This window comes from Dactylosporangium thailandense (assembly GCF_059739745.1).
Map to the genome: position 1 here is coordinate 8,937,666 of NZ_AP029195.1, position 25,695 is coordinate 8,963,360.

At 73.6% G+C, this 25,695-nt stretch carries 22 protein-coding genes; 8 read left to right on the forward strand and 14 right to left on the reverse strand.

All coding sequences use genetic code 11. From position 1 onward, the window contains the following. Positions 1-10 precede the first annotated feature (10 nt). Positions 11-1,054, reverse strand: coding sequence for a cation diffusion facilitator family transporter (locus tag AC6JBM_RS39675; RefSeq protein ID WP_497978982.1), 1,044 nt, complete (start codon positions 1,052-1,054; stop codon positions 11-13). Between the two features lie 446 nt (positions 1,055-1,500). Next, complete coding sequence (locus AC6JBM_RS39680) at positions 1,501-2,142, reverse strand: hypothetical protein (RefSeq protein WP_350626213.1); 642 nt, start codon at positions 2,140-2,142, stop codon at positions 1,501-1,503. A gap of 363 nt (positions 2,143-2,505) precedes the next feature. Here AC6JBM_RS39680 and AC6JBM_RS39685 point away from each other — a divergent pair, with 363 nt between their 5' ends. The 6 genes from AC6JBM_RS39685 (at position 2,506) to AC6JBM_RS39710 (ending at position 10,233) form a co-directional block, all read left to right on the forward strand. Further along, on the forward strand, positions 2,506-5,040 hold the full coding sequence (locus tag AC6JBM_RS39685) for a helix-turn-helix transcriptional regulator (RefSeq protein WP_497978983.1): 2,535 nt from the start codon (positions 2,506-2,508) through the stop codon (positions 5,038-5,040). Between the two features lie 20 nt (positions 5,041-5,060). Continuing rightward, the gene (locus AC6JBM_RS39690; protein ID WP_497978984.1) at positions 5,061-5,549 is read left to right on the forward strand and encodes a hypothetical protein; all 489 of its coding nucleotides are present in this window, start codon (positions 5,061-5,063) and stop codon (positions 5,547-5,549) included. After that, the gene (locus AC6JBM_RS39695) at positions 5,546-6,385 is read left to right on the forward strand and encodes a hypothetical protein (RefSeq protein WP_497978985.1); all 840 of its coding nucleotides are present in this window, start codon (positions 5,546-5,548) and stop codon (positions 6,383-6,385) included. The genes AC6JBM_RS39690 and AC6JBM_RS39695 overlap by 4 nt, the downstream gene beginning before the upstream one ends. Positions 6,386-6,412: 27 nt before the next feature. Further along, positions 6,413-7,972 (forward strand): hypothetical protein, encoded by a 1,560-nt coding sequence (locus AC6JBM_RS39700; RefSeq protein WP_497978986.1) that lies wholly within the window; start codon positions 6,413-6,415, stop codon positions 7,970-7,972. Positions 7,973-7,996: 24 nt separating this feature from the next. Then, positions 7,997-9,721, forward strand: coding sequence for a potassium channel family protein (locus AC6JBM_RS39705; protein ID WP_497978987.1), 1,725 nt, complete (start codon positions 7,997-7,999; stop codon positions 9,719-9,721). An 89-nt stretch (positions 9,722-9,810) separates the two neighbouring features. Then, positions 9,811-10,233 carry a hypothetical protein gene (locus AC6JBM_RS39710; protein ID WP_497978988.1) on the forward strand — a complete coding sequence of 141 codons (423 nt, stop codon included), beginning with the start codon at positions 9,811-9,813 and terminating at the stop codon, positions 10,231-10,233. Between the two features lie 337 nt (positions 10,234-10,570). On the opposite strand, the gene AC6JBM_RS39715 is transcribed toward AC6JBM_RS39710, so the two are convergent. The 6 genes from AC6JBM_RS39715 to rpsD all read right to left on the reverse strand — a co-directional run bounded on the left by AC6JBM_RS39715 (position 10,571) and on the right by rpsD (position 17,087). Then, entirely contained in the window at positions 10,571-12,250 is a 1,680-nt protein-coding gene (locus AC6JBM_RS39715) for an ATP-binding protein (protein ID WP_497978989.1), read from the reverse strand. Between the two features lie 39 nt (positions 12,251-12,289). Next, complete coding sequence (locus AC6JBM_RS39720; protein WP_497978990.1) at positions 12,290-12,958, reverse strand: 2OG-Fe(II) oxygenase; 669 nt, start codon at positions 12,956-12,958, stop codon at positions 12,290-12,292. A 7-nt stretch (positions 12,959-12,965) separates the two neighbouring features. After that, on the reverse strand, positions 12,966-13,736 hold the full coding sequence (locus AC6JBM_RS39725) for a class I SAM-dependent methyltransferase (RefSeq protein WP_497978991.1): 771 nt from the start codon (positions 13,734-13,736) through the stop codon (positions 12,966-12,968). Beyond that, the gene (locus AC6JBM_RS39730; protein ID WP_497978992.1) at positions 13,733-15,004 is read right to left on the reverse strand and encodes a hypothetical protein; all 1,272 of its coding nucleotides are present in this window, start codon (positions 15,002-15,004) and stop codon (positions 13,733-13,735) included. Before AC6JBM_RS39730 ends, AC6JBM_RS39725 begins: the two co-directional genes overlap by 4 nt. Positions 15,005-15,195: 191 nt before the next feature. Next, positions 15,196-16,278 (reverse strand): FAD-dependent oxidoreductase, encoded by a 1,083-nt coding sequence (locus AC6JBM_RS39735; protein ID WP_497978993.1) that lies wholly within the window; start codon positions 16,276-16,278, stop codon positions 15,196-15,198. Between the two features lie 200 nt (positions 16,279-16,478). After that, a complete protein-coding gene (gene rpsD / locus AC6JBM_RS39740) occupies positions 16,479-17,087 on the reverse strand; it encodes a 30S ribosomal protein S4 (RefSeq protein WP_497978994.1) in 609 nt (202 codons plus the stop codon). A gap of 43 nt (positions 17,088-17,130) precedes the next feature. On the opposite strand from rpsD, the gene AC6JBM_RS39745 reads away from it, so the two are divergent. Next, a complete protein-coding gene (locus tag AC6JBM_RS39745; protein WP_497978995.1) occupies positions 17,131-17,796 on the forward strand; it encodes a DUF2470 domain-containing protein in 666 nt (221 codons plus the stop codon). Between the two features lie 12 nt (positions 17,797-17,808). On the opposite strand, the gene AC6JBM_RS39750 is transcribed toward AC6JBM_RS39745, so the two are convergent. From AC6JBM_RS39750 to AC6JBM_RS39770, 5 genes are all read right to left on the reverse strand, one after another. Then, entirely contained in the window at positions 17,809-19,371 is a 1,563-nt protein-coding gene (locus tag AC6JBM_RS39750) for a methyl-accepting chemotaxis protein (RefSeq protein ID WP_497978996.1), read from the reverse strand. 101 nt (positions 19,372-19,472) lie between these two features. Continuing rightward, a complete protein-coding gene (locus tag AC6JBM_RS39755) occupies positions 19,473-20,858 on the reverse strand; it encodes a carbohydrate-binding protein (protein ID WP_497978997.1) in 1,386 nt (461 codons plus the stop codon). Positions 20,859-21,055: 197 nt separating this feature from the next. Then, positions 21,056-21,553, reverse strand: coding sequence for an endonuclease V (locus AC6JBM_RS39760; protein ID WP_497978998.1), 498 nt, complete (start codon positions 21,551-21,553; stop codon positions 21,056-21,058). Between the two features lie 4 nt (positions 21,554-21,557). Beyond that, positions 21,558-24,023: an ATP-binding protein gene (locus AC6JBM_RS39765; protein ID WP_497978999.1), complete on the reverse strand. Its 2,466-nt coding sequence runs from the start codon at positions 24,021-24,023 to the stop codon at positions 21,558-21,560. 15 nt (positions 24,024-24,038) lie between these two features. Further along, on the reverse strand, positions 24,039-24,311 hold the full coding sequence (locus AC6JBM_RS39770) for a helix-turn-helix domain-containing protein (RefSeq protein WP_350626933.1): 273 nt from the start codon (positions 24,309-24,311) through the stop codon (positions 24,039-24,041). A gap of 36 nt (positions 24,312-24,347) precedes the next feature. Between AC6JBM_RS39770 and map the strand changes: the two genes are divergently transcribed. Further along, a complete protein-coding gene (map, locus tag AC6JBM_RS39775) occupies positions 24,348-25,115 on the forward strand; it encodes a type I methionyl aminopeptidase (protein WP_497979000.1) in 768 nt (255 codons plus the stop codon). Positions 25,116-25,183: 68 nt separating this feature from the next. On the opposite strand, the gene AC6JBM_RS39780 is transcribed toward map, so the two are convergent. Further along, on the reverse strand, positions 25,184-25,606 hold the full coding sequence (locus AC6JBM_RS39780) for a hypothetical protein (RefSeq protein WP_497979001.1): 423 nt from the start codon (positions 25,604-25,606) through the stop codon (positions 25,184-25,186). Between the last annotated feature and the right edge of the window lie 89 nt (positions 25,607-25,695).

The following is a 25,695-nucleotide window of genomic DNA, read 5'->3' on the forward strand; positions in this document are numbered from 1 at the left end:
CTTCTTCGTGTCAGTGCCGGTGCTGGTTCTGGTGCTGGTTCTGGTGCTGGTGCTGGTGCCCGGCCGGGGGATGGCGGTGGTGCTCCAGGGGGTCGTGGGCGTGGGCCGACTCCGGGTCCGGGTGCACCGTCGCCGCCGCCAGCCGGGGCACCGCGTGCAGCAGGCGATGCTCGGCGTCCACCGCGATCTCGTGCGCCCGCGCCAGGGTCAGGTCCGGGGCGAGCACCAGGTCGGTCTCGGCGTGCAGGCGGTGGCCGATCCAGCGCATCCGCAGGGCCGAGACCCGCAGCACGCCCGGGGTCGCGGCCAGGACCGCCTCCGCGGCGGCGATGAGCGCGGGGTCGACCGCGTCCATCAGGCGGCGGTACACCTCGCGCGCCGCGTCCTTGCCCACGACCACGATCGCCAGGGTGATGAGCAGCCCGACCAGCGGGTCGGCCCAGGTCCAGCCCAGGGCGACGCCGCCGGCGCCGAGCACGACGGCCAGGGACGTGAAGCCGTCGGTGCGCGCGTGCAGGCCGTCCGCGACGAGCGCGGCCGAGCCGATCCTCCGGCCGGTGCGGATGCGGTAGCGCGCGACGAGCTCGTTGCCCGCGAAGCCGGCCAGGCCCGCGGCCGCGACGAAGGGCAGCCCGCTCACGGTCCGGGGATGGGCGAGCCGGTCGGCCGCGGCCCAGGCGGCCAGCGCGGCGGACGCGGCGATGGTGAGCACGATGACGATCCCGGCCAGGTCCTCGGCGCGGCCGTAGCCGTAGGTGTACCGCCGGTTCGCGGGGCGGCGGCCGAGCAGGAAGGCGATGCCCAGCGGCACGGCCGTCAGCGCGTCGGCCGCGTTGTGCAGGGTGTCACCGAGCAGCGCCACCGAGCCGGACCAGGCCGCGACGATCGCCTGGAGCACCGCGGTGAGCCCGAGCCCGGCGAAGGAGATCCACAGCGCCCGGACGCCCTCGCGGGAGCCCTCCATCGCCGGGTCGGCCTTGTCCGCCGCGTCGTGCGAGTGCGGGGTGAGCACGTGCCGCAGCCGGTGCAGCAGCGAGGACGCCGTGCCCCTCACGGCGGCCCCTCACGACGACAGAAAGGAAAGACGACAGAAAGGAAAAAGGACGGCGCGGGCCTGGGAGCGCGCCGTCCTCGTTCATGTGGTGACTTGCGATGGGTGGGCGGCCTCCTCCGGATCAGCCGCCCACCCATCGGCTCCCGCCGCCCTCGCTGAAGGCCGGCCGGTGCTCAGGACGCGGGCCGTGTTCACCGCTGACTCCTGGGCCGTCGAGTACCCCCTGCTCGACGGTGTTCACCGAACGACCCAGCTGGGTCCGTCGCGCCGGGGACCACCGACGGCGCGACGCCCGCGGCTGGCGGGACCGGACGGAGCACAGTGGACGATGCAGCAGTCACCGGCCCTGTTCCGTCCGTCGTTTGCCTTGTCACGAAAGCAATCCTGGCCTCTGCCGGAGTGAAGCGTCCTCACCCACGGTGGGTGAAGCACCTGCCGGATCGCCATCACGCCGACGAGAGGTCGGCCATCCCCTTCTCGGCCGTCTCCACCTCGGCGAGCAGCTTGGTGTGCTCGGCGATGAGCGTGTCGAGCAGCCGCCGGGCCACCTGCACGGTGTCGGTGCCGACGGAGCGCGTGGTGGCCAGAAGGTTCTCGGCCGCCTCGCGCTGACGCTGCCGGCGGGCGTCCCACTGGGCCCGCCGGTTCGCCTCGACGCGGGCCTCCTCGGCCCGGCGCTGGGCCAGGGCGCTCTGGAAGTCGCGCATCGCGTCCTCGGCGTGCGCGCGGGCGTCGGCGAGCATCGCCTCGGCGGCCGCGCGGGCGTTGTCGAGGTCCTGCTCGGCCTGGGCCCGCAGGGCGCCGGCCTCCTCCTCGGCCAGCTCGATGATCCGCTGGATGCGCCCGCCGACGACTTTGGCGGACTCGTCCGCGCAGGTGCACTGGGCCCGCTCGGCGCCCAGGCGCTCCACCCGGCCCGTCAGCTGCTGCTCGCGGTAGCGGGCCGCGGCGAGCTCCGTCTCCGCTGTGGTGAGGCGCATCTGCAGGGTGGCGATGTACCGATCGACCTGCGCGCGGTGGTAGCCCCGCAGGCTCAGTTCGAATCCGTTTGCGGGGCTCAGCTCGATCTCGCCCACAACCGCGCTCATGCTCGCTGGTCCTCCTCCCCGACGCCCGCGTCTCGATTGCGCGGGCGGCAGCGCTCAACGCTGCCGAGCATCGTGGTGAGCACGCGTCATCCTTTTCGGGTGAGGCTCCGGCAGGCGGCGCGGCGTTGCAATGGTGTCAATGGAACCGTTGGCACACAAGGGAAATCGCCGGACCAGGAGCGGGTGGACCACCCGGGCCGGGTGAGGCGGCGCAGCGTGCGCCGATGCTTTGCTCAACTCGTTCAGCCCGGATGAAAGACGAGTGGAAAAGCGCGGCCGGGAAAGCGATTTCGGGGGGCACGGGTGTCACAAGCGTTGGTACAGCAGGATCGCCGCAGTTACACGGCGCCACCATCGGTGGCGGTGCCGGACCTGCCGCCTGGCTACGTGCTGCGGGAGCGGGTCGTCGCCCAGCTGGACGCCGCGGTGCGTGCGCCGCTGACGCTGGTGACCGCGCCCGCCGGATGGGGCAAGACCGCGGCGCTGGTCGCCTGGGCGCGCACGGTGCGCCTCGGCGACGGCGGGGAGCCGCCGGTGGTCCGCTGGGTGACCTCGCACGCCGAGCGGGGCGCGGACGTGCCCGGGCAGCTGCTCGGCGCGCTGTCGGAGGCCGACCGGCCCGGCAAGCGCGACGGCGACGACCTGCTGCGGGTCGTCGACGAGCTGCAGCGGCCCCACGTCGTGGTCGTCGACGACGTGCGCGAGATCAGTGACCCGGGCGCGCTGGCCGATCTCGAGGCGCTGGTCCGTCACGGGATGGGCCGGCTGCGACTGGTGCTGTCGTGCCGCCGCGACCCCTCCCTGCCCCTGTACCGCTGGCGCGTCGATGGCTCCCTGACCGAGATGCGCACGAACGACCTCTCGCTCACCATCGCCGAGACGGCGGAGCTGCTCGCGGCGCACGACGTGGTGCTGCCCAGCGCGACGCTGTACTCGCTGCACTCCATCACCGAGGGCTGGCCGGCCGGGGTGCGCCTCGCCGCGATGGCGATGCGCGGGCACCCGGAGCCGGAGCGGGTGCTCGACGACGGCGGCCCGTTCAGCACCGCGGTCGGCGACTTCCTCACCGGCGAGGTGATCGACCCGCTGCCGGTCGAGACGCGGCGGCTGCTGCTGGAGACGGCCATCGCCCCGCGGCTCAACGCCGGGCTGGTCGAGGCGATCACCGGCCGCGACGACGGCGCCCGCGTGCTGGCCGAGCTCAAGGGCTCCAACACGTTCCTGACCCGCAACGCCGGCCCGGGCGGCTGGTACCGCTTCCACCCCCTCTTCGCCCGCACCCTGCACGCCGAGCTGCTGCGCCGCAGCCCCGAGCGGGTCGCCGAGCTGCACCGGCGGGCGGCCGCGTGGCACGGCGCCTACGGCCTGCCCGCCGAGGCGCTGCGCCACGCGCTGCTGGCCGAGGACTGGTCCGGCGCCGTCGAGACGCTCGAGCGCGGGTGGCCGGACATCCTGGCCGGGGTGCGCTACGACCGCCCGCACGAGTCGGCCCCGCACGCCCCCGCCGCCGAGGAGTCGACGGACCCCCGGCTCCCGCTGGCCTTCGCGGCCGAGCGGCTGCGGGTGGGCGACCTCGAGGGGACCCGCGACTTCCTGCGCCGCGCCGGTGGCATCCGCAACTTCGACGAGCACACCACGCCGATGTTCCGCGCGTTCGCGGTGGCCGAGGCGTGGCTCGGCGGCGACCCGCGCCGGATGCTCGCCGAGTTGTCCGAAATATCGGCAAATAACGATGAAACCAGGGCCCTGGCCCTGCTCGACGAGGGCGAGGCCCGCCTGCGCCTGGGCGAGCTCGGCGCGGCCGGGGCCCCGCTGCACGGCGCGCTGGTCCTGGCCCAGCGGGCGGGACTGGCCCAGGCCCAGGTGTGCGCGGCCAGCCGGCTCGCGGTGCTGGAGTCGCTGCGGGGGCGGCTGCGTGCGAGCGCCCGGCTCGGCCGCCAGGCGCTGGTGACCGCGGACCGCTTCGGCATCACCGACGCCGTCGACCTGGGCTGGGTGCGGATGGCGCTCGCCGGCGTCTACGGCGAGTGGGACCGCATCGCCGAGGCCGACCGGCTGCTCGACGAGGCGCTGGACCTCGCGGCCGGGGACGCCGACCTGCTCGTGTCGATCGCGACCGTGCGCGCGAAGCTCCGCCACGGCTCCGGGCGGCTCGCCGCGGCGCTGGAGGTGCTGCACACCGCCCGCCGCGACCTGGGCGGGGCCGCGCTGGCCCCGGCGGTCGAGCGCGCGCTCGCGCTGACCGAGGCGGAGCTGCGCATCGGCGGCGGCGACCTGGGCGCGGCCCGGCGGCTCGTGGCCACCGGCGGCGACCCGGACGTGTTCCCCGGCTGGGCCGCGTGCGTCGACGCCTCGGCCGCGCTCATCGAGGGCAAGGCGGCGGCCGCGGCGACGACCGCGGCGCAGTTCGCCACCCCGTCCGTCGACACCGCGCTGACCTGGACCGTGCAGGCGGCCATCCTCACCAGCCTCGCCGGGCGCACCCTGGGCGACCGCAACCGGGTGCTGCGGGGCCTCGAGGTGGCGCTGGACATCGCCGAGGAGGAGAGCTTCCGCCGTCCGTTCCTCGTCGGCGGGCACCCGGTGCGCGACCTGCTGGCCAACTTCGCGCCGCTGCTGCCCGTCTACCACCCGCTCGCGGCCGAGCTCGCGGCCGGATCGTCGCCGCTGGCCGGTGGCGCGCGGGGCGGGGACACCAACCTCGTCGAGCCGCTGACCGAGCGGGAGCTCACGGTGCTGCGCTACCTGCAGGGCACCATGTCGAACCTGGAGATCGCCTCCACGCTGTACGTCTCGGTCAACACCGTGAAGACGCACGTCAAGAACATCTATCGCAAGCTGCACGCCGGGCGCCGGCGCGAGGCCGTCGAACGCGCGCGCGAGCTGCGGCTGTTGTGAAAGGCAGTGCGGTCCGGGTCGTGGAGCCGATGCCGGAGCCGGTGCTGCTGCTGCGCTCCGGCTCCCGTCCGGCCCGCGTCGCCGGGACCGCGACCGCCGCCACCCACCGATGCCTGTGGGGTGCGCTGGCGGCCGCGGTCGCCTGGCCGGTCCTGTCCGCGTGCGGAGTGGCCCACCCGCAGGCCGCGGCGGTCGCGGTCGGCCTGCTGACCGTCCTGCCGTGGCTCGGGCCGGCGCTCGGGGTGCTGCTGACGGCCGTGCTGGCCGCCCTGGTGCCGCAGCCGTACGCCCCGCTGCTGGGCCTGGCCGCCGCCGCGCTCGTCACGCTCGCCGCCGCGCCCGCGCAGCACCTGCCGGGGCGGCTCGGCCCGCTGTCCATCCCCGCCGCGTCGGCCGCGGCGGTGCTCGGCGGGATCGCCTGGGGCGTGCTCGGGGCCCTGATCGCGCTCGTGGTCGCGAGCCTGGCCGCCCGGACCCGGCGGAGCCGGCGGACGCGGAGCGCACGGTGATCGACTACCTGCGCGGCTTCCGCGTCGGCGTGCTGCGGCGGGGCGGGAACGCGGTGGAGCGCAGCCTCGCCGCGATCAGCGACGAGACCGGGCCCCGATCGGGCCCGGCCCAGGTCGACGCCGGACCGTTCTGGCCGGTCGACCGGTGGGTCCACGCGCTCTACGCGCTGGGGCTCACGGCGGCGGCGACCGTGGCGCTCGCCATTCACTGGGTCGACCCGCCCGCGGCCGTGCGCGGGGTGCTCGCGCTCGTCGCGTCGACCGTGTTCATGCTGGCCGGCTACGCCCTCGTGCGCACGCCGACGCGGCGGGGGCGGGCGCTGCGGCGGTACCTGACCGACCCGCGCGACCGCACCGAGTTCGAGGCGGCCGCGGCCAACGCCGACCGCATCCGGCTCACCTGGCCGGCGCTGGAGCGGCTGGGCGACCCGGCCGACCCGACGCCGACGCTGGAGCGGGCGCTGTGGGACCTGGCCCAGGCCCTCGCCGAGCGCGGCGAGCTGCGCACCGCCGACCGGGACCTGCGCGCCTCCGTCGGCGAGCCGATCGGGGCCGGCAGCCTCTTCAGCACCGTCACCGACCGGCAGGCCGAGATCGTCCAGCGGCTCACCGACGTCGACGCCGAGGTGCGCCGGCGGGCCGGGCAGCTGCGCCGGCTGGCCGGGCTGTGCCAGGACTTTCTCGACCAGCGGGCCGCGCAGACCCGGGCCCGGCTGCGGGTCACGGCGGCCGAGGCGCTGCTCGGGTCGCTGCGCTCGCGGCCGGAGCCCGACCTGGTCTCGCGCACGGAAGTGGTGCTGGCCGCCTACCGGGAGCTGGCCGACGAATACGGGTGATCCGGGTAGATCCGGTACCCTGCCCGGGTGCGTCAGAGGCTGATGATCGGGGCCGGGTCCGTTGTCGTGGCCGTCGGGCTGTTCGTCGGCCTGTGCGCTGCGTACCTGCGGATGGCCCGCGCGTTCCCGATCAACGGCGACGGGGCGAGCAACGCGCTGCAGGCCTGGGACATGTTCCACGGCAACCCGCTGCTGAAGGGCTGGGCACTCTCCGACGTGTCCTTCTACCCGACGGAGCTGGTGCAGTACGGCATCGTGCAGTGGTTCACCGGCGTCACGGCCGACCAGGTGCACGTGACCGCCGCCATCACCTACACGATGATCGTCTTCGTCGCGGCGGCGCTGGCCAAGGGCCGGGCCGAGGGCCGGGAGGCCTGGCTGCGGGTGGCGGTCGCGGTCGCGATCCTCCTGCTGCCCGTCCCCGGCACCGGATACCAGACGCTGCTGTCCTCCCCCAACCACACGGGCTCGGCGGTGCCGCTGGTCCTGGCCTGGCTCGTGCTCGACCGGCTCCGGCACCGCGTGTGGACCCCGGTGCTGGTCGCGCTGCTGCTCGGCTGGGGCGCGATGGGCGACCCGCTCATCACGTTCGTGGGAGCCGTACCGCTGGCCGTGGTCTGCGCCTATCGGGCCATTCGCCGCGGCGAGCGCCTCTACGAGCTGTCGCTGGTCGCCGCGGCCGTGGTCTCGGTGGTCGTCTCGCGCGGCTTCCGCCACCTGCTCGACGCGCTCGGCGCGTTCCAGTCGCCGCACCCGCCGATCGAGCTGGCGCCGCTGTCGGACTGGCCGCACCGGGCCTGGATGACGGCCCGGATGGTCGGGGTCATCTTCGGCACCCACCGCCCCGGCTGGCACCCGGCCGCGTTCGAGATCCTGCTCTCGCTGCTGCACCTGATCGGGTTCGCGGTGGCCCTCGTCGCCTTCGTCGTGACGCTGGTACGCGCGGTGCGCGGCACGGCCGACCGGGTGGACTCGGTGATGATCGCGGCGATCACCTGCAACCTCGGCGCCGAGATCGTCTCCACCATCTCCGTCGACCTGATGGCGGCCCGGGAGATCGCGCCGGTCCTGCCGATGGCCGCCGCCCTGGCCGCCCGCTACGCCGGTCCCTGGCTGGCCTCCGGCGCCCCCGGGCGGACGGTGCGGATCGGGCGGGGCGCGCTCGCGGCCGTGCTCGCGGTCTTCGCGCTCACCGTGGTGATCTACTCGCCGCCCCGGGCCGAGCCGTCCGAGGCTCAGGAGGCCGCGGACTACCTGCGCCAGCGGGGCCTGTCCTACGGCCTCGGCGCGTACTGGGCCTCGAACAACATCACCGTGACCACCGAGCACAAGGTCGTGGTCGCGCCCGTGGTCGGCGGCGGGGACCGGCTGGTGCCGTTCTGCTGGCAGTCGAAGGACTCGATGTACGACGCCGGTGCGCACGACGCCCGGTTCGTCGTGTTCGAGAAGGACCGCCCGTTCTACGGCACCCCCGAGCAGGCCGAGCACATGTGGGGCGCCCCGGTGGAGCGCCACGACGTCGGGAAGTACGCGATCCTGCTGTACAACGTCAATCTTCTGGTCGGTTTGCCGCCCCATTGCGGGTAGCGCTTCGTCGCTACGATCGGCGCCGTGCGCAAGTTCGTCGTCTGGGGAGACAACGCGCTCGCCCGCCGGCTGGTCGGCGAGCTGATCAACACGTATTCGGCCCAGGTGACGGTCATCGTCCCCGACCTCACCGCCGGGCAGGCACCCGAGATCGCCGAGATCCGCGCCGACGACGACCCGCTGAGCCGCCCGGTGCTCATCGAGGCCCGCCGGCCGTCCCGCGCCGTGTTCGAGACCGCCGACCTGACCGACGCCGACGCGATCGCGTTCCTCGACACCGACGACGTGGCCAACGTCGACGCCGCCCTCATCGCCCGCGAGGTCGACCCGTCGGTCCGGGTCGTGCTGCGGATGTTCAACACCCGCCTCGGCGCCGGGATCGTCGAGCGGCTCTCCAACTGCTCGGTGCTCTCGGCCTCGGAGATCGCCGCGCCCGCCTTCGTCGCCGCCGCGCTGGGCGACAGCAACCCGACCACCATCCGCCTCTCCGACGGCCAGCAGCTCATGGCCCTCGACCGCGCCGCGGCCAACCCGGCCAACGTGCGCTGCGGCCTGGCGATCACGGCCGAGAACGAGACCCTGCCGGCCGACGAGGAGCGCGCCGATCTCGTGCTCACGAGTGTGTACGGCAACCGCGACGGCGAGCCGCCGCGCCCCCGCCGCCGCCACCCGATGCGCCTGTCGCGGCTGCTCATCGGCGGCGGCCTGCGCCGAATCCTGGCGGGCATCGCGGGCGTGCTGGCGCTGGGCACCATCGCGGTGGCCGCCGTGCGCCACGTCGGGGCCTGGCAGGCGCTCTACCTCGCCGTGCTCACCGCGCTCGGCGGCGCCAACCCGCAGGAGGACGCCCCGGTCCTGTCCCAGGCGGTCGACGTGGTGCTGGTCGTCGTCGGCGTGGCCGTCATCCCCGCCATCACCGCCGCCGTCGTCGGCATCGTGGTGAAGGCCCGCCTGGCGATCGCGGCCGGCGGCCTGACCGAGCCCCTCTCCGGCCACGTGGTCGTGGTCGGACTCGGCAACGTCGGCACCCGGGTGCTGCGGGAGCTCAACGACCTCGGCATCGACGTGGTGGCCGTGGACCGCGACGAACGCGCCCGCGGCGTCCAGGTCGGCCGCGACCTCGGCCTGCCGGTCATCATCGGCGACGTCACCAACCCGGACACGCTCACCGCCGCGTCCGTGGCCACGGCCCGCTGCCTGGTCGTGGTGACGACCGCGGACGTGACGAACCTCGAGGCCGCCCTGATCGGCCGCAACCTCCGCGCCAGCCTGCGGGTCGTGCTGCGCCTGTTCGAGGAGGAGTTCGCCCAGCGCATCAAGACCGCGTTCGACATCAACCTCTCGCGCAGCGTGTCGTACCTGGCCGCGCCGGCCTTCGCCGCGTCCATGGTCGGCAGCGAGGTCATCGACACCATCCCGGTCGGCCGCCGGGTCCTGCTCGTCGCCGAGGTGCCGGTCGGGGCCGGCTCCCAGCTCGAAGGGCAGTACTTCCGCGCGGTCAGCGAGCCCGGACTGGTGCGCCTGGTCGCCGTCCAGACCGGCCGCGCGGGCCTGGGTGTGGGCGTGCAGACCTTCTGGGCCCCGGAGCAGAACCGCTGGCGCACGCTGGACCGCACCCACACGATGGTCGTGGTCGCGACGCGAGCCGGCCTGGTGGCGCTGCTGGAGCGCGCCGCGGGCATCGAGAACCCTCCACCGTTCCAGCCGCCGTCGGCACCCCCGCTGCTGACCCCCCAGCCCCGCCGCTGACGTCTCGTCGTGGTGGCACGTTTCCGGGATTCGCCGGTCTCGGGGCCGTCCTACCGTATTGCTCAACAACGACTTCTCAGGGGGACATGATGAGCGACTACGACATGGGCGACACGGGTCACGGCGACGTCGACTACGGCCACTACGACGCCGGTCAGGAGCACGGCCAGCTGGACCAGCTGCACCAGGTGCAGGGTTCGGAGGCCGACTACAACAACCAGTACGGCGTGTACGAGCAGGACCACCACAACGCGGAGTCGACGGACTTCTCGCAGGGCCACCACGTCGAGTACGACGCGCCGGCGGCCGTGCACTACGAGTCGGACGACTACACGAACTACTCGCACGACGCGACCTCGGACGACCACGTCTTCGCCGCCGAGGGCAGCGAGAACGCCCACCAGGCCAGCTTCGGCGAGCTCGACCAGCTCGAGCAGAGCTTCGGCAAGTCGTTCGTCGACGGCACGGAGTTCCACGCCGGTGGGGGCCAGTTCGGCGTCGCGGCCAACTAGTCCCAGGACTGCACGAACGGCCGGTCACCCCGCGAGGGTGGCCGGCCGTTCCCGTCGTGACGGTGCATGTCGAAGGACGAGGCAAGCGGGAGACAAGCACACCGCCGGAACATTGCTTGCAACAGGGCATTCAGCGGAGGTGCGAGATGGACTACAGCGGCCTTCTCCCCATGGCGTTCCCGGCCGCGATGGCGCTCGGCAGGCTCGTCATGTGGGCCTGGCAGCGGCGGCGGCCGAAGCCGGTCGCCGCCGAGCCGCGGCCCGAGCTCAGGGTGATCGTGGTCGTGCCGGGGGCACGGCGGGGCCCGCGGCGGGTCTATGTCCGCCGCGGCAACGGTCAGCGGCCGGGCTCCGCGCCGACGAGGAACAGCCGGAAGGAGGCGCCGCCGAGCGAGGATGGCGCCTCGACCAGCTCCACCGCCCCGCCGAGCATGCCGACGAGCCCGCGGGTGTAGTACAGGCCGTGCCCGTGGCCGTCGCCGCGGGTCGTGAAGCCCGACTCCCAGATGCGCTGGCGGAAGCCGGGCTGCACGCCGGGCCCGGAGTCCTCGATGTCGAGCATGACGATCGTGCGCATCCGGCCGTTCCAGTTGCGCTCGACGGTCTCCGCGGTCAGGCGCAGCTCGCCGCCCCAGTCTGCCTCGATCATCGCCTGCACCGCGTTCTGCACGAGGTTGTTCAACGCCTCACGCAACAGGTACTCGCTGGCCTCGATCCAGATGCCCGGGTCGATGTCGTGCGTGACCACCACGCGCTCGTAGTGATTCTGCTCGATCAGGCGCGTCACGACGCGGACCGCCTCGGCGAGGTTGAGCCGCGACTGCTCGCTGATGTTGACGTTGAGGTGGATCAGCTCGGTCATGATCTGGCCCAGCCGGTCGACCGAGGCGCGAACCTGCTCGAGCTGGCTGTACACCGGCGCGGGCAGCTCCCGGTGCGAGCGCAGCTCGTCGCTGAGCGAGTCGACGGCGAGCTTGGCCAGCCCGGCCTCGTTGCCCACCGTGTGCAGCACGGACTGGATGATCGCGTGCCGGATCCGCTCGGTGTCCTCGTAGCGGCGGCGCTGCTGCTCGCGGGCGAGCGCGGCCATCACGAGCGCGACCGCCGCGTAGCTGCTGAACGGCGCCAGGAGCTCCTTGTCGTCCCCGGTCAGGGGCTCCTCGGCCCGGAAGAACATGATGAGGATGCCCCGCAGCTCGGAGCCGATGTGCAGCGGGCTCGCGACCACCGAGTGGTAGACGTCGTCCCCGGCCTCGATGAGGGGACTGTGGTCGGAGATCGTCTCCAGCGCCTCCGACGACACCGTCTTGGCGATGATCTCGGCCTCGGCGATGCGGGGCGCTCCCGGCAGCTCGTCGTACCCGGGCGCGAGCCGCGGGGTCTCGGCGTCGTCGAACAGCCAGATGCGGCAGAGCGGGTCGCTGAGCAGCATGTCGTGCACGCCGCTGCGCACGGCCTTCACGACCCGCTCCAGGCCCCGCTCGTCCGGGCGGCTCATCGACGCGATCGCCTCGTTGAGCTGCTGGATGCCACGGACGATCTTCAGCTGCTGACGCGCCCCGCCGGCGGTGAGGATGGCCAGCTGCCGGGACCGGTTGAGCTGCCGGCTCATCTGCTCGAAGTCGCTGATGTCGATGCCGACCTCGGCGTAGACGTGCCGCCCCGCGTTGGCGTCCCAGACGCGGAACGCGTTGCCGAGCACGGTGTGGATCGTGCCGTCCTTGGAGATGTCGTCGGCGGCGAAGTTCCAGCCGAACTCCTCGCCCTCCTCCACGATGCGCTGGTGCGAGTCGCGCGTCTCGGCGCGCTCGGCCCGGTTGACGAAGAGCTCGACGTAGTTGCGGCCGAGCGCTTCGTCCCGCGTGTAGCCGTACAGGCTCTCGGCGCCGGCGTTCCATTCGCGAATCGCGTAGCCCTGCTCGGCGTTGTCCGCGATCCACACCGCGAGCTGCGCCCGCTGCAAGACCTCAAGCAGCAGCGCGGACCCGGCGTCGTCTCGAGCGATGTTGCCGTTCATCCGCTGCTTCCCTCCGAAGGTGGGCGTCCCGGCCCCGGGTCATTCGCCGTAGAGGTACCGGTCGAGGCAGTCCGGCCGCCCGTTCGCGGCGTTGGCGTAGTAGAAGTTCATCGGCACGCTGATCCGGTCCGCCGCACCGCGAACCGGCATCACCGCGTGCGCGGCCCGGCGGGCGTCGAAGAGCAGCAGCTCGCCCGCCCGGGGCCGGACGACGAGCTCCCAGTCCTCGCCGGGGCTCGTCACCGGGTCGGCCCGGAACACCAGCTCACCGCCGCCCTCGGCCGGCTGCTCCGTCACGAACAGCAGGCCGGTCAGCGGGTTGGAGTCGACGTGCCACTCGTAGCCGTTGCCCGTCCGCAGGACGTTGACGTTGATCGCGGAGCGCTCGTCCGCCGAGCCGGCGAATTCGCCGAGGCCGAGACGGTTGCCGAGGTCCAGGACCCGGGTGTGGTACAGCTCGGCGAGCCAGGGCAGCTCGTTGTACACCACCTTGCCGGTGACGACGCCGACGACGAACCCGGCGCAGTCGCCGAGCTCCCGTTGCCGGGACGTCGGGGAGTCGCCGCTCAGGCAGCTGTACTCCGCGTAGGTCGACACCCGCTCCAGAATCTCGCCGGTCCAGCCGGCGGGGAGCAGTCCCCGGCAGTCGGCCCGGAAGATCGGGAACGGGGCATCGAGCCGCTCGACGGCGGGCGTGTGCATCGTCATCAGTCCTCTACTGCACTTTCCGGTACTTGGCTTCGATGGTGTGGGCCAGGGCGGGCAGGAGCCGGGCGCCGTGCCGGCCCACCCGCCACATCGGCGGGAACTCCCACAGGCCCGAGAACAGGTTCATGCCGGTGATCCGCACCGGGCGCAGGCCGGCCCGCTGGCCGAGGCGCCGCATGGTACGGGTGGTGTGCTCGCGGACGGGCACGGCGGCGCCCGTGCGGTGGTCGCCCCGGGTCTGGTACAGGCCGCGGCCCGCCCCGGCGCGCCACCGGCTCAGCGCGTGGGCGCTCAGGACCGAGAAGTAGGCCCAGCCCCCGGGTTTCAGCACGCGCGCGGTCTCGGCGAACACGGTCTCGGTCCGGTCGGCGTACGACAACGACGAGAACAGGGAGATCACCACGTCGACCGAGGCGTTGTCGAAGGCGCCCAGGTCGTCCATCGAGCCGATGACGACCCTCTCCCCCTGGTCGATGAGCGGTCCGACCATGTCCTTGGAGATGTCCAGGCCGACGTACCGCGCGCGCTCGTTGTGGTGCCGGACGAACGAGAGGCCGAGCCCGGTGCCGCAGCCCAGGTCGAGCACGACCGGGTCGGCGAGCTCGCGCAGGAACTTGAGCCGCCGTCGCGTCCAGGCGTTCTCCAGCGCGCTCCAGCCGCTGCGGTAGAGCTCGTCGTAGCGCGACGAGATCCCGGCCCAGTAGACCCGCTGCCGCTCCTGCCATTCGTCGTCCGCGCGGTCCTCCAGGCTCTCCAGGGTGTCGATCGGCCCCGTCATGCCGCCGCCCCCTGGTTGTCCAGCGGCCAGTGCCGCACGTACTGCAGGAAGATCTCGTCGAGCTCCGCCGGGGCGGCCAGCTCCATCTGCTGCAGCGTGATGTCGCTGTCGCGGTCGAACTGCTCGATGCGGTCGGTGCAGCGCTCGAGCTCGGTGTAGGCGGAGCGCTCGCCCGTGCGGATGCCGCGCCGGGCCGCGCTCATCTGCTGGTTGAGCCGGCGCTGCACCTGGATCGCGTGAGAGCGCAGCCGGGCCGTGGCCCGCTGCCGGGCGGCCTCGGGCGCCTCGTTGAACATCTGCGCGACGGCGTCGCGCACCCCGTTGGCGCTGTAACCGTCGGCGCCCTTGACCAGGATGTCCATGATGCCGTACACCCGGCGCATCTGCTCCTGCGAACCGGGCGGCGGGCTGGCGGTGATGAGCACCCGGGGCAGCTCGGGCCGCCGGTCGCGGATGTAGGCCAGCACCTCGAGGCCGGCCGAGTCCATGCGCTCGGTGAGGTGCAGGTCGATGAGCGCGCCGTCGATGTCGTCGATCTGCTCGATCACCACCTGCATCGCCTCGGTGAGCGTGAGGGCGATCCGCGTCTCGTAGTCGATCAGGATGCTGGCGAGCATCTCCGCGACCTTGGCCTCGTTCTCGACGATGAGCAGCCGGTGCCGGCGGACCGGCGCGGCCGGCGCGGGCCAGGCCACGTCGGCGGTGAGGTCCGGAAGGCGGTCGGCGAACTCGTCGAGCTCGCCCCGGATCTGGCGCACGTCCGCCGCCGGCAGCCGGTTGATGTGCCCCAGGAACTGCTCGAAGGCCCGCATCAGGGGCGCCCACTCGCCGCGCGGCAGGAACTCGAACACCGTGCGGGGGTCGCCCCGCCACATCGACAGCAGCCGGGCGATCTCGTCGGCCTCGAGCACGGGGGCCCGCACCTTGTCGATGAAGGCGAGCGCGTCGATCTCGGAGCGCTCGAGATCGAGCTGGTAGAAGTGGCCGGTGCCGCGCCGCGGGGGAATCGGCATCTCGAACCGGCTGCGCAGCCGGCTGACCGGCGCTTCCAGGCTCTTGCCGTTGCGGTTGAACGAGTCCGATCCGTTGCCCCACACGATGCCCACGAGCTCGGTGATGCTGCGGGGGTGCCCCACCCGCAGCGCCAGCGCGACCAGCAGCCGCTGCATGACGCGGTCACCGGGCAGCGGCAATGGCACCCCGGTGCTGTCGTAGACCCGCAGATCTCCCAGGAGTTCGATCCGATGTGCGGCGCCTGCGCGTTCCATCCGCATCCTCCGCGCTCGAGCAGGTATCGGAAAGGTATGAGGGCGGCATCAACGTTACAGTTCTAGCCCCTTGAGCCTGCCGACCCGCTTGTTCGGCGCTTGCAAATACCGCCCCGCGCGGGTGTCACCCGGCCGTGGTGAGGGCCCTCGGCAGGCATCGAGCCGCCGCTTCGCTTGCACCACGCTTGAAATCAGGCCTCGGCGGCCAGCTCGACGGCCCGGCGGCCGGTGGTGAGCGCGAACTTGAACCCGTGCCCGGAACAGGCGCTGAGCAGCACCGTGCCGGGCAGATCCGGGTGCCGGGAGATCAGAAAGGCGTCGCCGGGCGCGCTGGTGTAGTGGCAGGTACGCGCAGCCGTCACGGCGACGCCGGGCGCATCGGTCAGCCGCCTGCGGAATGCGCCGAGCCGCGCATGCACCGCGTCGAGTTCGTGCGGATCACCCGCGTTTCCGGAATGCCTCCCGGCCGGACCGGGTAGATGGTTTCCGATGATGTGCGCCCCGTGCAGATTGCTGATCCCGTAGCCGTCGTCCGTCGTAATCTCCGCCCACGAGAACGGGGTCCCGGCGCCGATCGGCCGATCGGTCGCGAACGACAACTGATGCTGCCGGGTGACCGTGAGGGGCACCGGCGGGCGCTCGACCAGGTCCGCCAGCCAGGGCCCGGCGGCGACGACGACCCGATCGGCGGCCACGTCGCCGGCGTCGGTCCGCACCACGAGACCGTCGCCGCGCGGCTCGATCCGGCGCGCGACGACCCGCTCCCGCAGCTCGGCGCCGCCGGCCCGCAGGTGCCCGGCCAGCGCGCGCAGCACGACGGGCGGCTCCATCACGCCGGCATCGAGCTCGAGCACGGCGGCCTCGCCCGCGAAGAGCCGCAGGCCGAACTCCGCCAGCCGGGCGTCGCCGGGCAGCAGCACCTCGTACTTGCGGCCCGCCGCCTCGAGCGAGCCGGTGATCGCGGCGAGGGCCGCGGAGTCCGCCCGGCCGATGTTCAGGCCGGGGCACGGCCGGATGAGCGCGGTGGCGGTCAGCCGTTCGAGCTCGCGCCACCGCTCCTCGGTGTCCATGAGCAGGCGGGCGAAGGTCTCGTCCTCGTAGGCGTACCGGAAGATCTTCGCCGGCCCCGCCGAGCTGCCCTGGGGATGACCGATCTCGCGGGCCTCCAGGCAGGTGACCGCGAAGCCGAGGCAGCGGGCCGACCACGCGGCCGCCAGTCCGGCCACCCCCGCGCCGACCACCACGACCCGGCCCGCCACGCGCGCACTCTTCATCCGGCCGCCTCCCGTATCAATGATACGAGAAATGCGACCAGACATCGATCAGCGGCATTTTATAGAGATAGCGGGGAATCGCGCCGTTCGGCAGCCGGAATGGATGGGTACATCGGGCGGCGGAATTGTACGTCCGGGCGATGCGCTCCGAGTGCGCGGCGCCGGCCGGGCGGGAGACTCCCCTTCCGGCCGGCCGCGCGTCAGCGGCTGTAGAACTCGACGATCAGCTGCTCGTCGCAGAGCACCGGGATCTCCTGGCGCAGCGGCAGCCGAATCAGGCGCGTGGTCAGGCCGGCCAGGTTCGTGTCCAGGTAGGCAGCGGTGCGCTCGCCCGTGTGGGCGCCCGCGGCGGCGACCATGAACGGCGTCTTCGTGCGGCTGCGCTCGGCGATCTCGATGACGTCGCCGGGGCGGACGCGGTACGACGGGCGGTCCACCCGCCGCCCGTTGACGTTCACGTGCTGGTGCGTCACCACCTGGCGGGACTGGTAGATCGTGCGCGCGAACCCCGCCCGCAGCACCAGCGCGTCCAGCCGCAGCTCAAGGTCCACGACCAGCTCCTCGCCGGTCTTGCCGGGGCGGCGCACCGCCCGGTCGAAGGCGGCCCGCAGCTGGTTCTCGCGGATGTTGTACTGCGCCTTCAGCCGCTGCTTCTCCAGCAGCCGGACCTTGTAGTCGCTGACCTTCGGGCGCGCACGGCCGTGCTGGCCGGGCGGGAACGGGCGCCGCTCGAAGTACTTGACGTCCTTGGGGGTCAGCGCGATGCCCAGCGCGCGGGAGCGGCGGACCTTGGGGCGTGACTGGTTCACGGGGCTCCTTTCGAATAAGGTAAGCCTAACCTTAGGAGGTCGGATGTCAACGCTCCCCACCCCTGCCGAGCGCCTGCGCTCGCTGCTGGCCGCCGCCGGCTCGCTCACCCTGCACGTCCCCGGGCGCCGCTGCGACCTGGTCGGCGCGCACCGGGTCGAGGGCGGGCGCATCCTGCTCGACGTACCGCTCGACGCCATCAACGGCGCCGACGACAGCGCCGCCGTGCTCGAGCTCACGGACGTGGCCCCGACCTCGGTGCGCTCGCGGGTGCGGGCCCGGGCCACGTTCGGCGGCTGGCTCGGCGTGCATCCGGCGGGCGGGCTGGCGCTCGATCTGGCCGAGGCCACGCTGCAGGACCCCGCCTACGGGCGCGACGCCGAGATCACCGTCGACCCGGACGCGTTCGCCGCCGCCGAGCCCGATCCGCTCGCGCACGTCGAGGCGGACCTGCTGTGCCACCTCAGCGACGCGCACCCCGACGCCGTCGACCGCCTGACCCGGCTGGTGCCGCCGCATCACCTGCACGGCGTCAAGCGCGTCGTGCCCGTGCGCCTCGACCGGTACGGCGTGGTCCTGCGCCTGGAGTTCGCGGGGCGCGCCCGCGACGTACGACTCCCGTTCCCGACGCCCCTGAACCGCCCGGAGGAGGCCGGCGACCGGATGCAGGAGCTGTATGCGCAGGCCCGCTGCTGCCGGGGCGGGCACTAGGCACCGCGGGCACTAGACGCTGAAGCGCGACACGAGCGTGCGCAGGTGGCCGGCCGTCTCGGTGAGCGACGACGCGGCCCGGCTCGAGGCGGCGGCCGCCTCGGTGACCGCCTGCGCCGTGGTCGCCAGGTGCGTCACGTTCGCCGCGATCACCTGCGTCCCGGCCGCGGCCTCGCTCACCGAGCGGTTGATCTCCTCGGTGGTGGCCGTCTGCTCCTCGACCGCGGACGCGATGGTGTTCTGGTAGTCGTTGATCTCGTCGATGATCCCGGCGATGCGCCCGATCGCCTCCGTCGTCGCGCCGGTGTGCGTGCGGATCGACTCGATGCGCCGGGCGATGTCCTCGGTGGCGCGGGAGGTCTCCTGGGCCAGGTCCTTGACCTCGCCGGCGACGACCGCGAAGCCCTTGCCGGACTCGCCGGCCCGGGCCGCCTCGATGGTCGCGTTGAGCGCGAGCAGGTTGGTCTGCGCCGCGATGCTCGTGATCGTCTTGAGCACCTCGGCGATCTCGCCGGAGGCCACCCCCAGCAGCTGTACCGTGCCCGAGGTCTGCGCCGCCGTGTCCACGGCGCTCGTGGCGACCACCGCGGCCCGGGACGCGTTCTGCGCGATCTCGGCGATCGCCGCGGTCATCTCCTCCGAGGCGGTGGCCACCGTGCTCACCCCGGCCGAGACCTCCTCCGCCGCCGAGGCCGTGGTCTGGGCCTGCAGGTTCGCGTTGTCGGCGCTCACGGCCGTGTCCCCGGCCGAGCGGCTCAGGTCCCCGGCGGTGTCGGTCAGCGAGGTCGCCGTCGAGCCGAGCGCGCCGACCGTCTCGCGCATCGCCGCCGTGGCCCGGTTCAGCGCCCGGCTCATGTCCGCCAGCTCGTCGCCGCCGCGCACCGCGACGCTGCCGGTGAGATCCCCCTCGGCGACCCGGCCGAGCGCCGCGACCGCCGTGCGCAGCGGGCGCACGATCCCGCGCACGATGACGATCGCGACCGCGGTCACGACCACCAGGGCCGCGAGCGGGATGACGACCGCGAGCCAGGCCCCGCGGGTGACCTGCCGCTCCCCGGCCGCGGTGGCGTCGGCGATGGTCGTGGTGTTGAGGTCCTCCAGCTCGGTGAGGCCCTTGAAGATCTTGTCCTCGAGCGGGCCGAGGACGTCGTTCGAGGCCTTGGTCGCCGCGGCCGTGTCCCCGGCCTGGACCAGCGCGACGACCTTCTGGGCCTCGCTCTGGTACGTCGCGTCGGCGCTCGTCACCGTGTCGAGCACGGCCGCCTCGTGGGGCGAGACGTCCAGCCGGCGGTAGGCGTCGAGCCACTTCACGAACTCGGCGTGGTCGTCGTTCCACTCCGTCAGGAACTCGCGGTCCCCGCCGGCGACGTAGCTGCCCAGGTCGTCGGCCTGCCCGGTCTTGGCCACCTCCATCTCGAGCGCGGCCCGCACCGAGGGGTGGTCCTGCTTGGACACCTCGTCGAAGCGGCTCGCCAGCCCGTTCAGGAGCGCGCCGAGGACCACGGCGGTGGCGGCGATGCCCAGCGCGGCGAGCAGGATGAGCGCCGCGAGCTTCCGGGCCACGGTCACCTTCATGTCAGACTCTTCGGCGCCCGGCTGCGACAGGTGAGCGAAAATGGGGCGAGGCCGCCGCCCGATGACCCTTCGGGCGGCGGCCTCGTCACTGGTGGTGCCGGTCAGCAGGCTCCGTTGTCGGTCCACACGTTCTGCGAGTTGTTGCCGGGGATGTCGCCCTGGGTCCACCACTTCGCGGTCCACTTGTGACCGCCGTAGGAGACCGTCGCCCCGCCGCTGTACGCGGTGCCCGAGTTCCAGGCCGCCGGGCAGGTCGGCGGCTGCGTGGTGCCCCCGCCGCCGCACGCGCCCTGGTCCACCCAGACGCTCGCGGTGCCGGGCGTCTCGCCCTGGGTCCACCAGGCCGCCTTGTAGGTGTGGCCGTTGTACGACACCAGCGCGCCGCCCGAGTACGCGGTGCCCGAGTTCCAGGCCGCCGCGGTGCACGTGCCGGTGCCGGGCGTGGTGGGCGGCGGGCCGCCCGTGGTCGGGTTCGTGGTGGGCGGCGTGGCCCCCGCGAAGCGGGCCGTGTACTTCGTGAACTCCCACGCGGTCTGCGGCACGCTGCTGCAGGTGCCCGACGTGGTCGACTGGTTCGGGTCGGCGCACTGGCGGTCGCGGTTGACCGACCAGTACGTGTACCGCGCCAGGTGGTGCGAGGTCGCGTAGTCGAGCACGGTCTGGAAGTCGGCCTGGCGGAAGTACTCGCCGGCGTCGCTGCGCCCGTTCATCAGCGAGACGCCCTCGTGGGCGTAGGCCGTGGCGCTGTCCCAGCCGAACGTGCTCATCAGGATGCCGTGGAACGCCTCGGCCGCGGCGGTCTGCGAGGACGCGCCGTTGAAGCCGCCGTCGAACGGCATGATCGAGTAGTTGTTCGGGGTGAAGCCGAGGCTCTTGGCGTTCTTGAGCATCTCGGTGCCGAACCAGCCCGTGCCCGCCGCCGTGCCGGCCGTGGTGACGGAGACGTACAGGCCGGGGTTGTCCCGCTGCAGGATCTGCGCGGCGCCGAGCTCGTTGTTCACGGCCGCGGCGTTCTCGTACTCCGGCTCCTCGAGGTCGAAGTCGATCGCCTTGAGGGAGTACTTGGTGACCACCTGCTGGTAGGCGGCGGCGGTCGCGGCCGGGGTGCCGCAGGTCTGGCCGAGCTTGGTGCCGCCGTACCCGCCGATGGAGACGCTCACGTCACCGCCGGCGGCCCGGATGCGCGAGATGAGCGCCGCGGCCTCGGTGTCGGAGGAGACGGCCCGGGTGCCGTCCCACGTGGGCGTGCAGCCGCCGCCGTTGGGGGCGAGGATGAACGCCAGCTGGAAGGCCTTCTGCCCGGTCGCGTTCATGACCGCGACGGCGTCGGGCGGGCTGTTGTCGAACGGCATCAGGTACGGCGCCGAGGCGTACCAGTTGCTGGTCAACGCGGCACTGGCGGACTGCGCGTTGATCACGCCGAGGGTCGTCGCACCTAGGGTGGCGGCGGCGGTCAGCGCGAGGGGGATCAGGGTTTTGCGTTTCATGGACCCCTCCACGAGCACTACGGACGTGACGCTAACTGTTAACAAAGTTAAGCGTTGTGGAGGGAACGTACAACGTTGTCGATGCCTCCGCAAGTGCTCTTAAGGTCCTTAACAGTTTGAATATGTTCAATGCCCCGCGACGAGCCCCGCGCGAGCGCGTCCGGCATCCCGAACGGGGCGCGCGCCGCGGCGCGCGCCTACGCCCGGCCCCGCGCGAGCGCGTCGACACGGCGCAGCGCGTCCGGCATCCGGAAGGGGCCGCACATCCCGGTCACGAAGGCGGCCGCGTCCGCCCGCGGCAGGCCGGTCGCGGTGACGTACAGCGGCTTCGACGCCCCGCCGCGCAGCACCGGCACCGCGTGGGTCGCGGTGTGGAAGGAGGTCTTGGCCACGCCGATCACCGGGATGCCCAGGGCCTCGTGCACGTGGGCGCCGAGCCCGGGCCGCCCGCCGGGGTCGAGGTCCACGTAGCCGTCGACGATCAGCAGCTCGACGGGGTCGACGCCGGCCAGGACGGCCCTGATCGCCGGGAGCTCGCGCCGGTAGAACTGCCCGGGAACGTACGCCTCGACCTCGTCCAGCCACGCGACGCGCTCGGTCTCGACCGCGAACCCGGGCAGGGAGCCGGCCACGAGCGCGGCCCGGCCGCCGCCCGAGTCCGGGTAGTCCACGTCGACGGCGCCGCTGCGAATCATGGGGTCAAACTAGCCCGAGCCGCCGCGCGGCCGCCGCGGCCTGGGTGCGCGAGCTCGCCGACAGCTTGGCCAGGATCGCCGAGACGTGGTGCTGCACCGTCTTCTCGGACAGCGTCAGGGCCGCGGCGATCTCGGCGTTGGAGCGCCCGTCGGCGAGCAGCCGCAGCACCTCGGCCTGCCGGCCGGTCAGCCCGCCGGCGTTCGCGGCGGTCGCCGGCCGGGGCCCGCGCGGCACCCCGCTCACCCCGCGCCGGCGCAGGTCCGACCGCAGCCACGCGGCCGCGCGCCCGGCCCCGAGCGCGTCCAGCGCGGCGAGCGCCTCCCCGGCCGCGGCCGCGTCCCCGAGCCCCAGCGCGTGCACCCGCGCGAGGTGCCGCCCGGCGCGCGCGAAGCCGTCCGCCGCCGCCCGCCAGTCCACATCGGACGGTGCGCCGGTCGCCCGCAGCAGAGCGAAGGCCAATTCCCGGGTGTACCTGCGGTGCCCGACCGACTCCGCCAGCTCGAGCCCCCGCCGGGCCTCGGCCGCGGCGCGCCCGGCCTCGCCGAGGTGCAGGAAGTGCTCGGCGCGGGCGATCGCGACCGGCCCGATGCGCTGCAGCTCCTCGGTCGCGAGCGCCTCGCGCAGGGCCGTGTCCAGGGTCGCCCCCGCCTCCGGCTCGCCCCGCGCGGACTGCACCCGGCCCCGCGCCACGAGGGCGGGCAGCGGCCCGACCCCGCCCCGGCTCGGGTACGCCAGCGACTCCTCGGCGTCGGCCAGCGCCGCGTCCCACTCGCCCGCCTCGACCCGCACGGCCGCGCGGACGCCGAGCAGGTACTGCCGGTAGCCCCCGAGATCGCGCGCGTCGGCATAGGCGAACGCGAGCTCGATCGCGGCCAGGGTCGCGGCGAGGTCGTCGCCGGTCCACAGGTCCGTGGCGGCCCGGTTGACCAGGGCCCGGGCCGCGTGGTCGGCGAGCCCGGCGGCGTCCGCGCGCTCGTGCAGCCGCACCAGCTCGGCCGACGCCCCCGGCTCGCCGCGCACCAGCCGGGCGGTGGCGACGTTGATGCCGGCGTGCACGGCGGTCTCGCGGTCGCCGAGGCGCTCGGCCAGCTCCGCCGCGCGGGTGCCCCACGCCACGGCCGGCTCGACCTCGTAGGCGAGCATGTGCAGCTGGGCGCGGGTGCTCAGGGCCATCGCGAGCTCGCGCCCGGGCGGGCCCTGGCGCAGCGTCGCCACCGCGTCCTCGACCGCGCGCCGGGCCAGGGCCGTGTCGCCGCTCCACCAGGCCAGCCGCGAGATCCAGCGCTCGTTCGCCCCGGCGCCCTCCCAGTCGCCGGCCGCGCGCCGCCGCCCGGCCGCCTCCCGGCGCGCGTCGAGGGCCTCGGCGGACAGGCCGGCCAGGTACGCCTGGAACGCGTAGGCCTCCAGGACCTCCACCCCGGCGTCGAGGTCCACGACGGCCCGGTAGTGCGCCGCGGCCTCGCGGTGGGCGCCCTGGGCGGCGGCGGATTCGGCGGCGATCAGGCAGTACCGCCGCAGCAGTTCCGGCTCTTCACAGTGTCTGGCGTGATGGGCCAGGCGGGCCGGATCGACCCCGGGGCGCGCCTCGAGGCGCTCGACCGCCCGCCGGTGCAGCGCGCGGCGGCGGCCCGGCGGCAGCGCGTCCTCGACGGCCCGGCGCAGCAGCTCGTGGCGGAACCCGGCCCCGCCGTCCGCCGCGACCAGCACGCCCGCGGCCACGCAGCGGTCCACGAGCGCCCACTCGGCGTCGTCGGCCCCGTCGAGGCGCTGCATGACGGCCGCCAGCTCGGCGAGGTCCCGCGCGGGGGCCGGCAGCCGCTCGATCCTGGTCAGGATCAGGTGTCGTACGGCACCCGCCGGCTCCTCGCTCAGCGCCTCGGTCACGAGCAGCGGATTGCCGCCGGTGAGCTCGTAGACGGTCCCCGGGTCGCGCCCGGCCCGCCCGGCCTGCTCGGCGACGCACGCGCGGGACAGCCGGGGCAGCGGCACCCGGCGCACGACGTCGCGCGGGAAGGCGGCCAGGGTCGCGTGCAGCGGGTGGCCGGGGGTCTCGTCGTCGCGGTAGGTGAGCACGAGCCGCGCCCGCAGCCGCTCGATCCGCCGCGCGAGCAGGACGAGCAGGTCGAGCGAGGCGGCGTCGGCCCAATGCAGGTCCTCGATCACGATGACCGGCCGCCGCCCGGGGTGTTCGAGCGCGTCCAGCAGGGCGGGCAGCGGCGGCCGCTGGGCGTCCAGGGCCGCGGCGAGGGCGCCGCCGGCCCGACGGGCGATGTCGTGCCACGGGCCGAGGGCGCGCGGGGTGACCAGGGGGTCGCAGGCGCCGAGCCACACCGGGTCGCGCACGGCATCGGTGAAGGCCCGCACGAGGCTGGTCTTGCCGATGCCGGCCTCGCCCGCGACCAGCGCGATGCGTCCGTTGCCGAGGCCGCTCAGCTCGTCGAGCGCCTCGGTCCGCTCCCACAGGGTCATGGCGGGCGGGACCGGTCAGGCCACGCGGCTGGTCGCCTGCGGCTTGTCGTCCCCCAGGGCCTCGGCCAGCGTGGTCAGGTCCAGCCCGAGCACCCGCGCGAGCGCCGCCACGGTGAAGAACGCCGGGGTCGCGATCGCCCCGCGCTCGATCTTCCGCAGGGTGTCGAGCGAGATGCCGGCCTCGAACGCGACCGCCGCCGCGCTGCGCGCCCCGCGCGCCTGCTGGAGCATTCTGCCCAGCACCAGCCCGCGGTGCCGCTCGTCATCGGTCAACGGGTTGCGCACCATGTGGACGATGATAATCCTGGTATTACAATATCCGGCATGGTGGTGCTGAAGAGTGCGGCGGAACTCGCGACGATGCGCGAGGCCGGCCGCGTGGTCGCCCAGATCCTGGCGGCCGTGAGCGCGGCCGCCAAGCCCGGTGCGACCCTGCTGGAGCTGGACGACCTGGCCCGCGAGCTGCTGTCCGAGAAGGGCGCGAAGTCGTCCTTCCTGCACTACCACCCGTCGTTCGCGCCGATCCCCTACCCGGCGGTGCTGTGCCTGTCGGTCAACGACGCCATCGTGCACGGCATCCCCGACGCCCGCCGCCTGGAGGAGGGCGACCTGCTCTCCATCGACTTCGGCGCCCACATCGACGGCTACCACGGCGACTCCGCCGTGACGGTCGGCATCGGCCCGGTCGACGAGGCCGCGCAGCGCCTGTCGGACGTGGGCCGGCGGGCCCTGGAGGCGGGCATCGCCGCCGCGGTGCCGGGCAACCGGCTGGGCGACATCTCCTACGCGGTGCAGAGCGTGTGCCGCGCCGCGAAGTACGGCATGCCGACGGGCTACGGCGGCCACGGCGTGGGCACCGCCATGCACGAGGACCCGCACGTGCCGAACGAGGGCCGCCCCGGCCGCGGCCTGGCCCTGCGCCCCGGCCTCGCCCTGGCCATCGAGCCGATGGTGGTGGAGAGCGGCTCGGACCGCCACCGGCTGCAGCGCGACGGCTGGACGGTCTCGACCGTCGACGGCTCCCGGGCCGCCCACTGGGAGCACACGATCGCCGTCACCGACGACGGCCCGGTGATCCTGACCGCCCTCTGACCCGTCCCGACCCAGCGAAACGGCCGGCCACCCTCGCGGGGTGACCGGCCGTTCGTGCAGTCCTGGGACTAGTTGGCCGCGACGCCGAACTGGCCCCCACCGGCGTGGAACTCCGTGCCGTCGACGAACGACTTGCCGAAGCTCTGCTCGAGCTGGTCGAGCTCGCCGAAGCTGGCCTGGTGGGCGTTCTCGCTGCCCTCGGCGGCGAAGACGTGGTCGTCCGAGGTCGCGTCGTGCGAGTAGTTCGTGTAGTCGTCCGACTCGTAGTGCACGGCCGCCGGCGCGTCGTACTCGACGTGGTGACCCTGCGAGAAGTCCGTCGACTCCGCGTCGTGGTGGTCCTGCTCGTACACGCCGTACTGGCTGTTGTAGTCGGCCTCCGAACCCGCCGCGTGATGCAGCTGGTCCAGCGAGCCCTGCTCCTGACCGGCCTCGTAGTGGCCGTAGTCGACGTCGCCGTGACCCGTGTCGCCCATGTCGTAGTCGCTCATCATGTCCCCCTGAGAAGTCGTTGTTGAGCAATACGGTAGGACGACCCCGAGACCGGCGAATCCCGGAAACGTGCCACCACGACGGGACG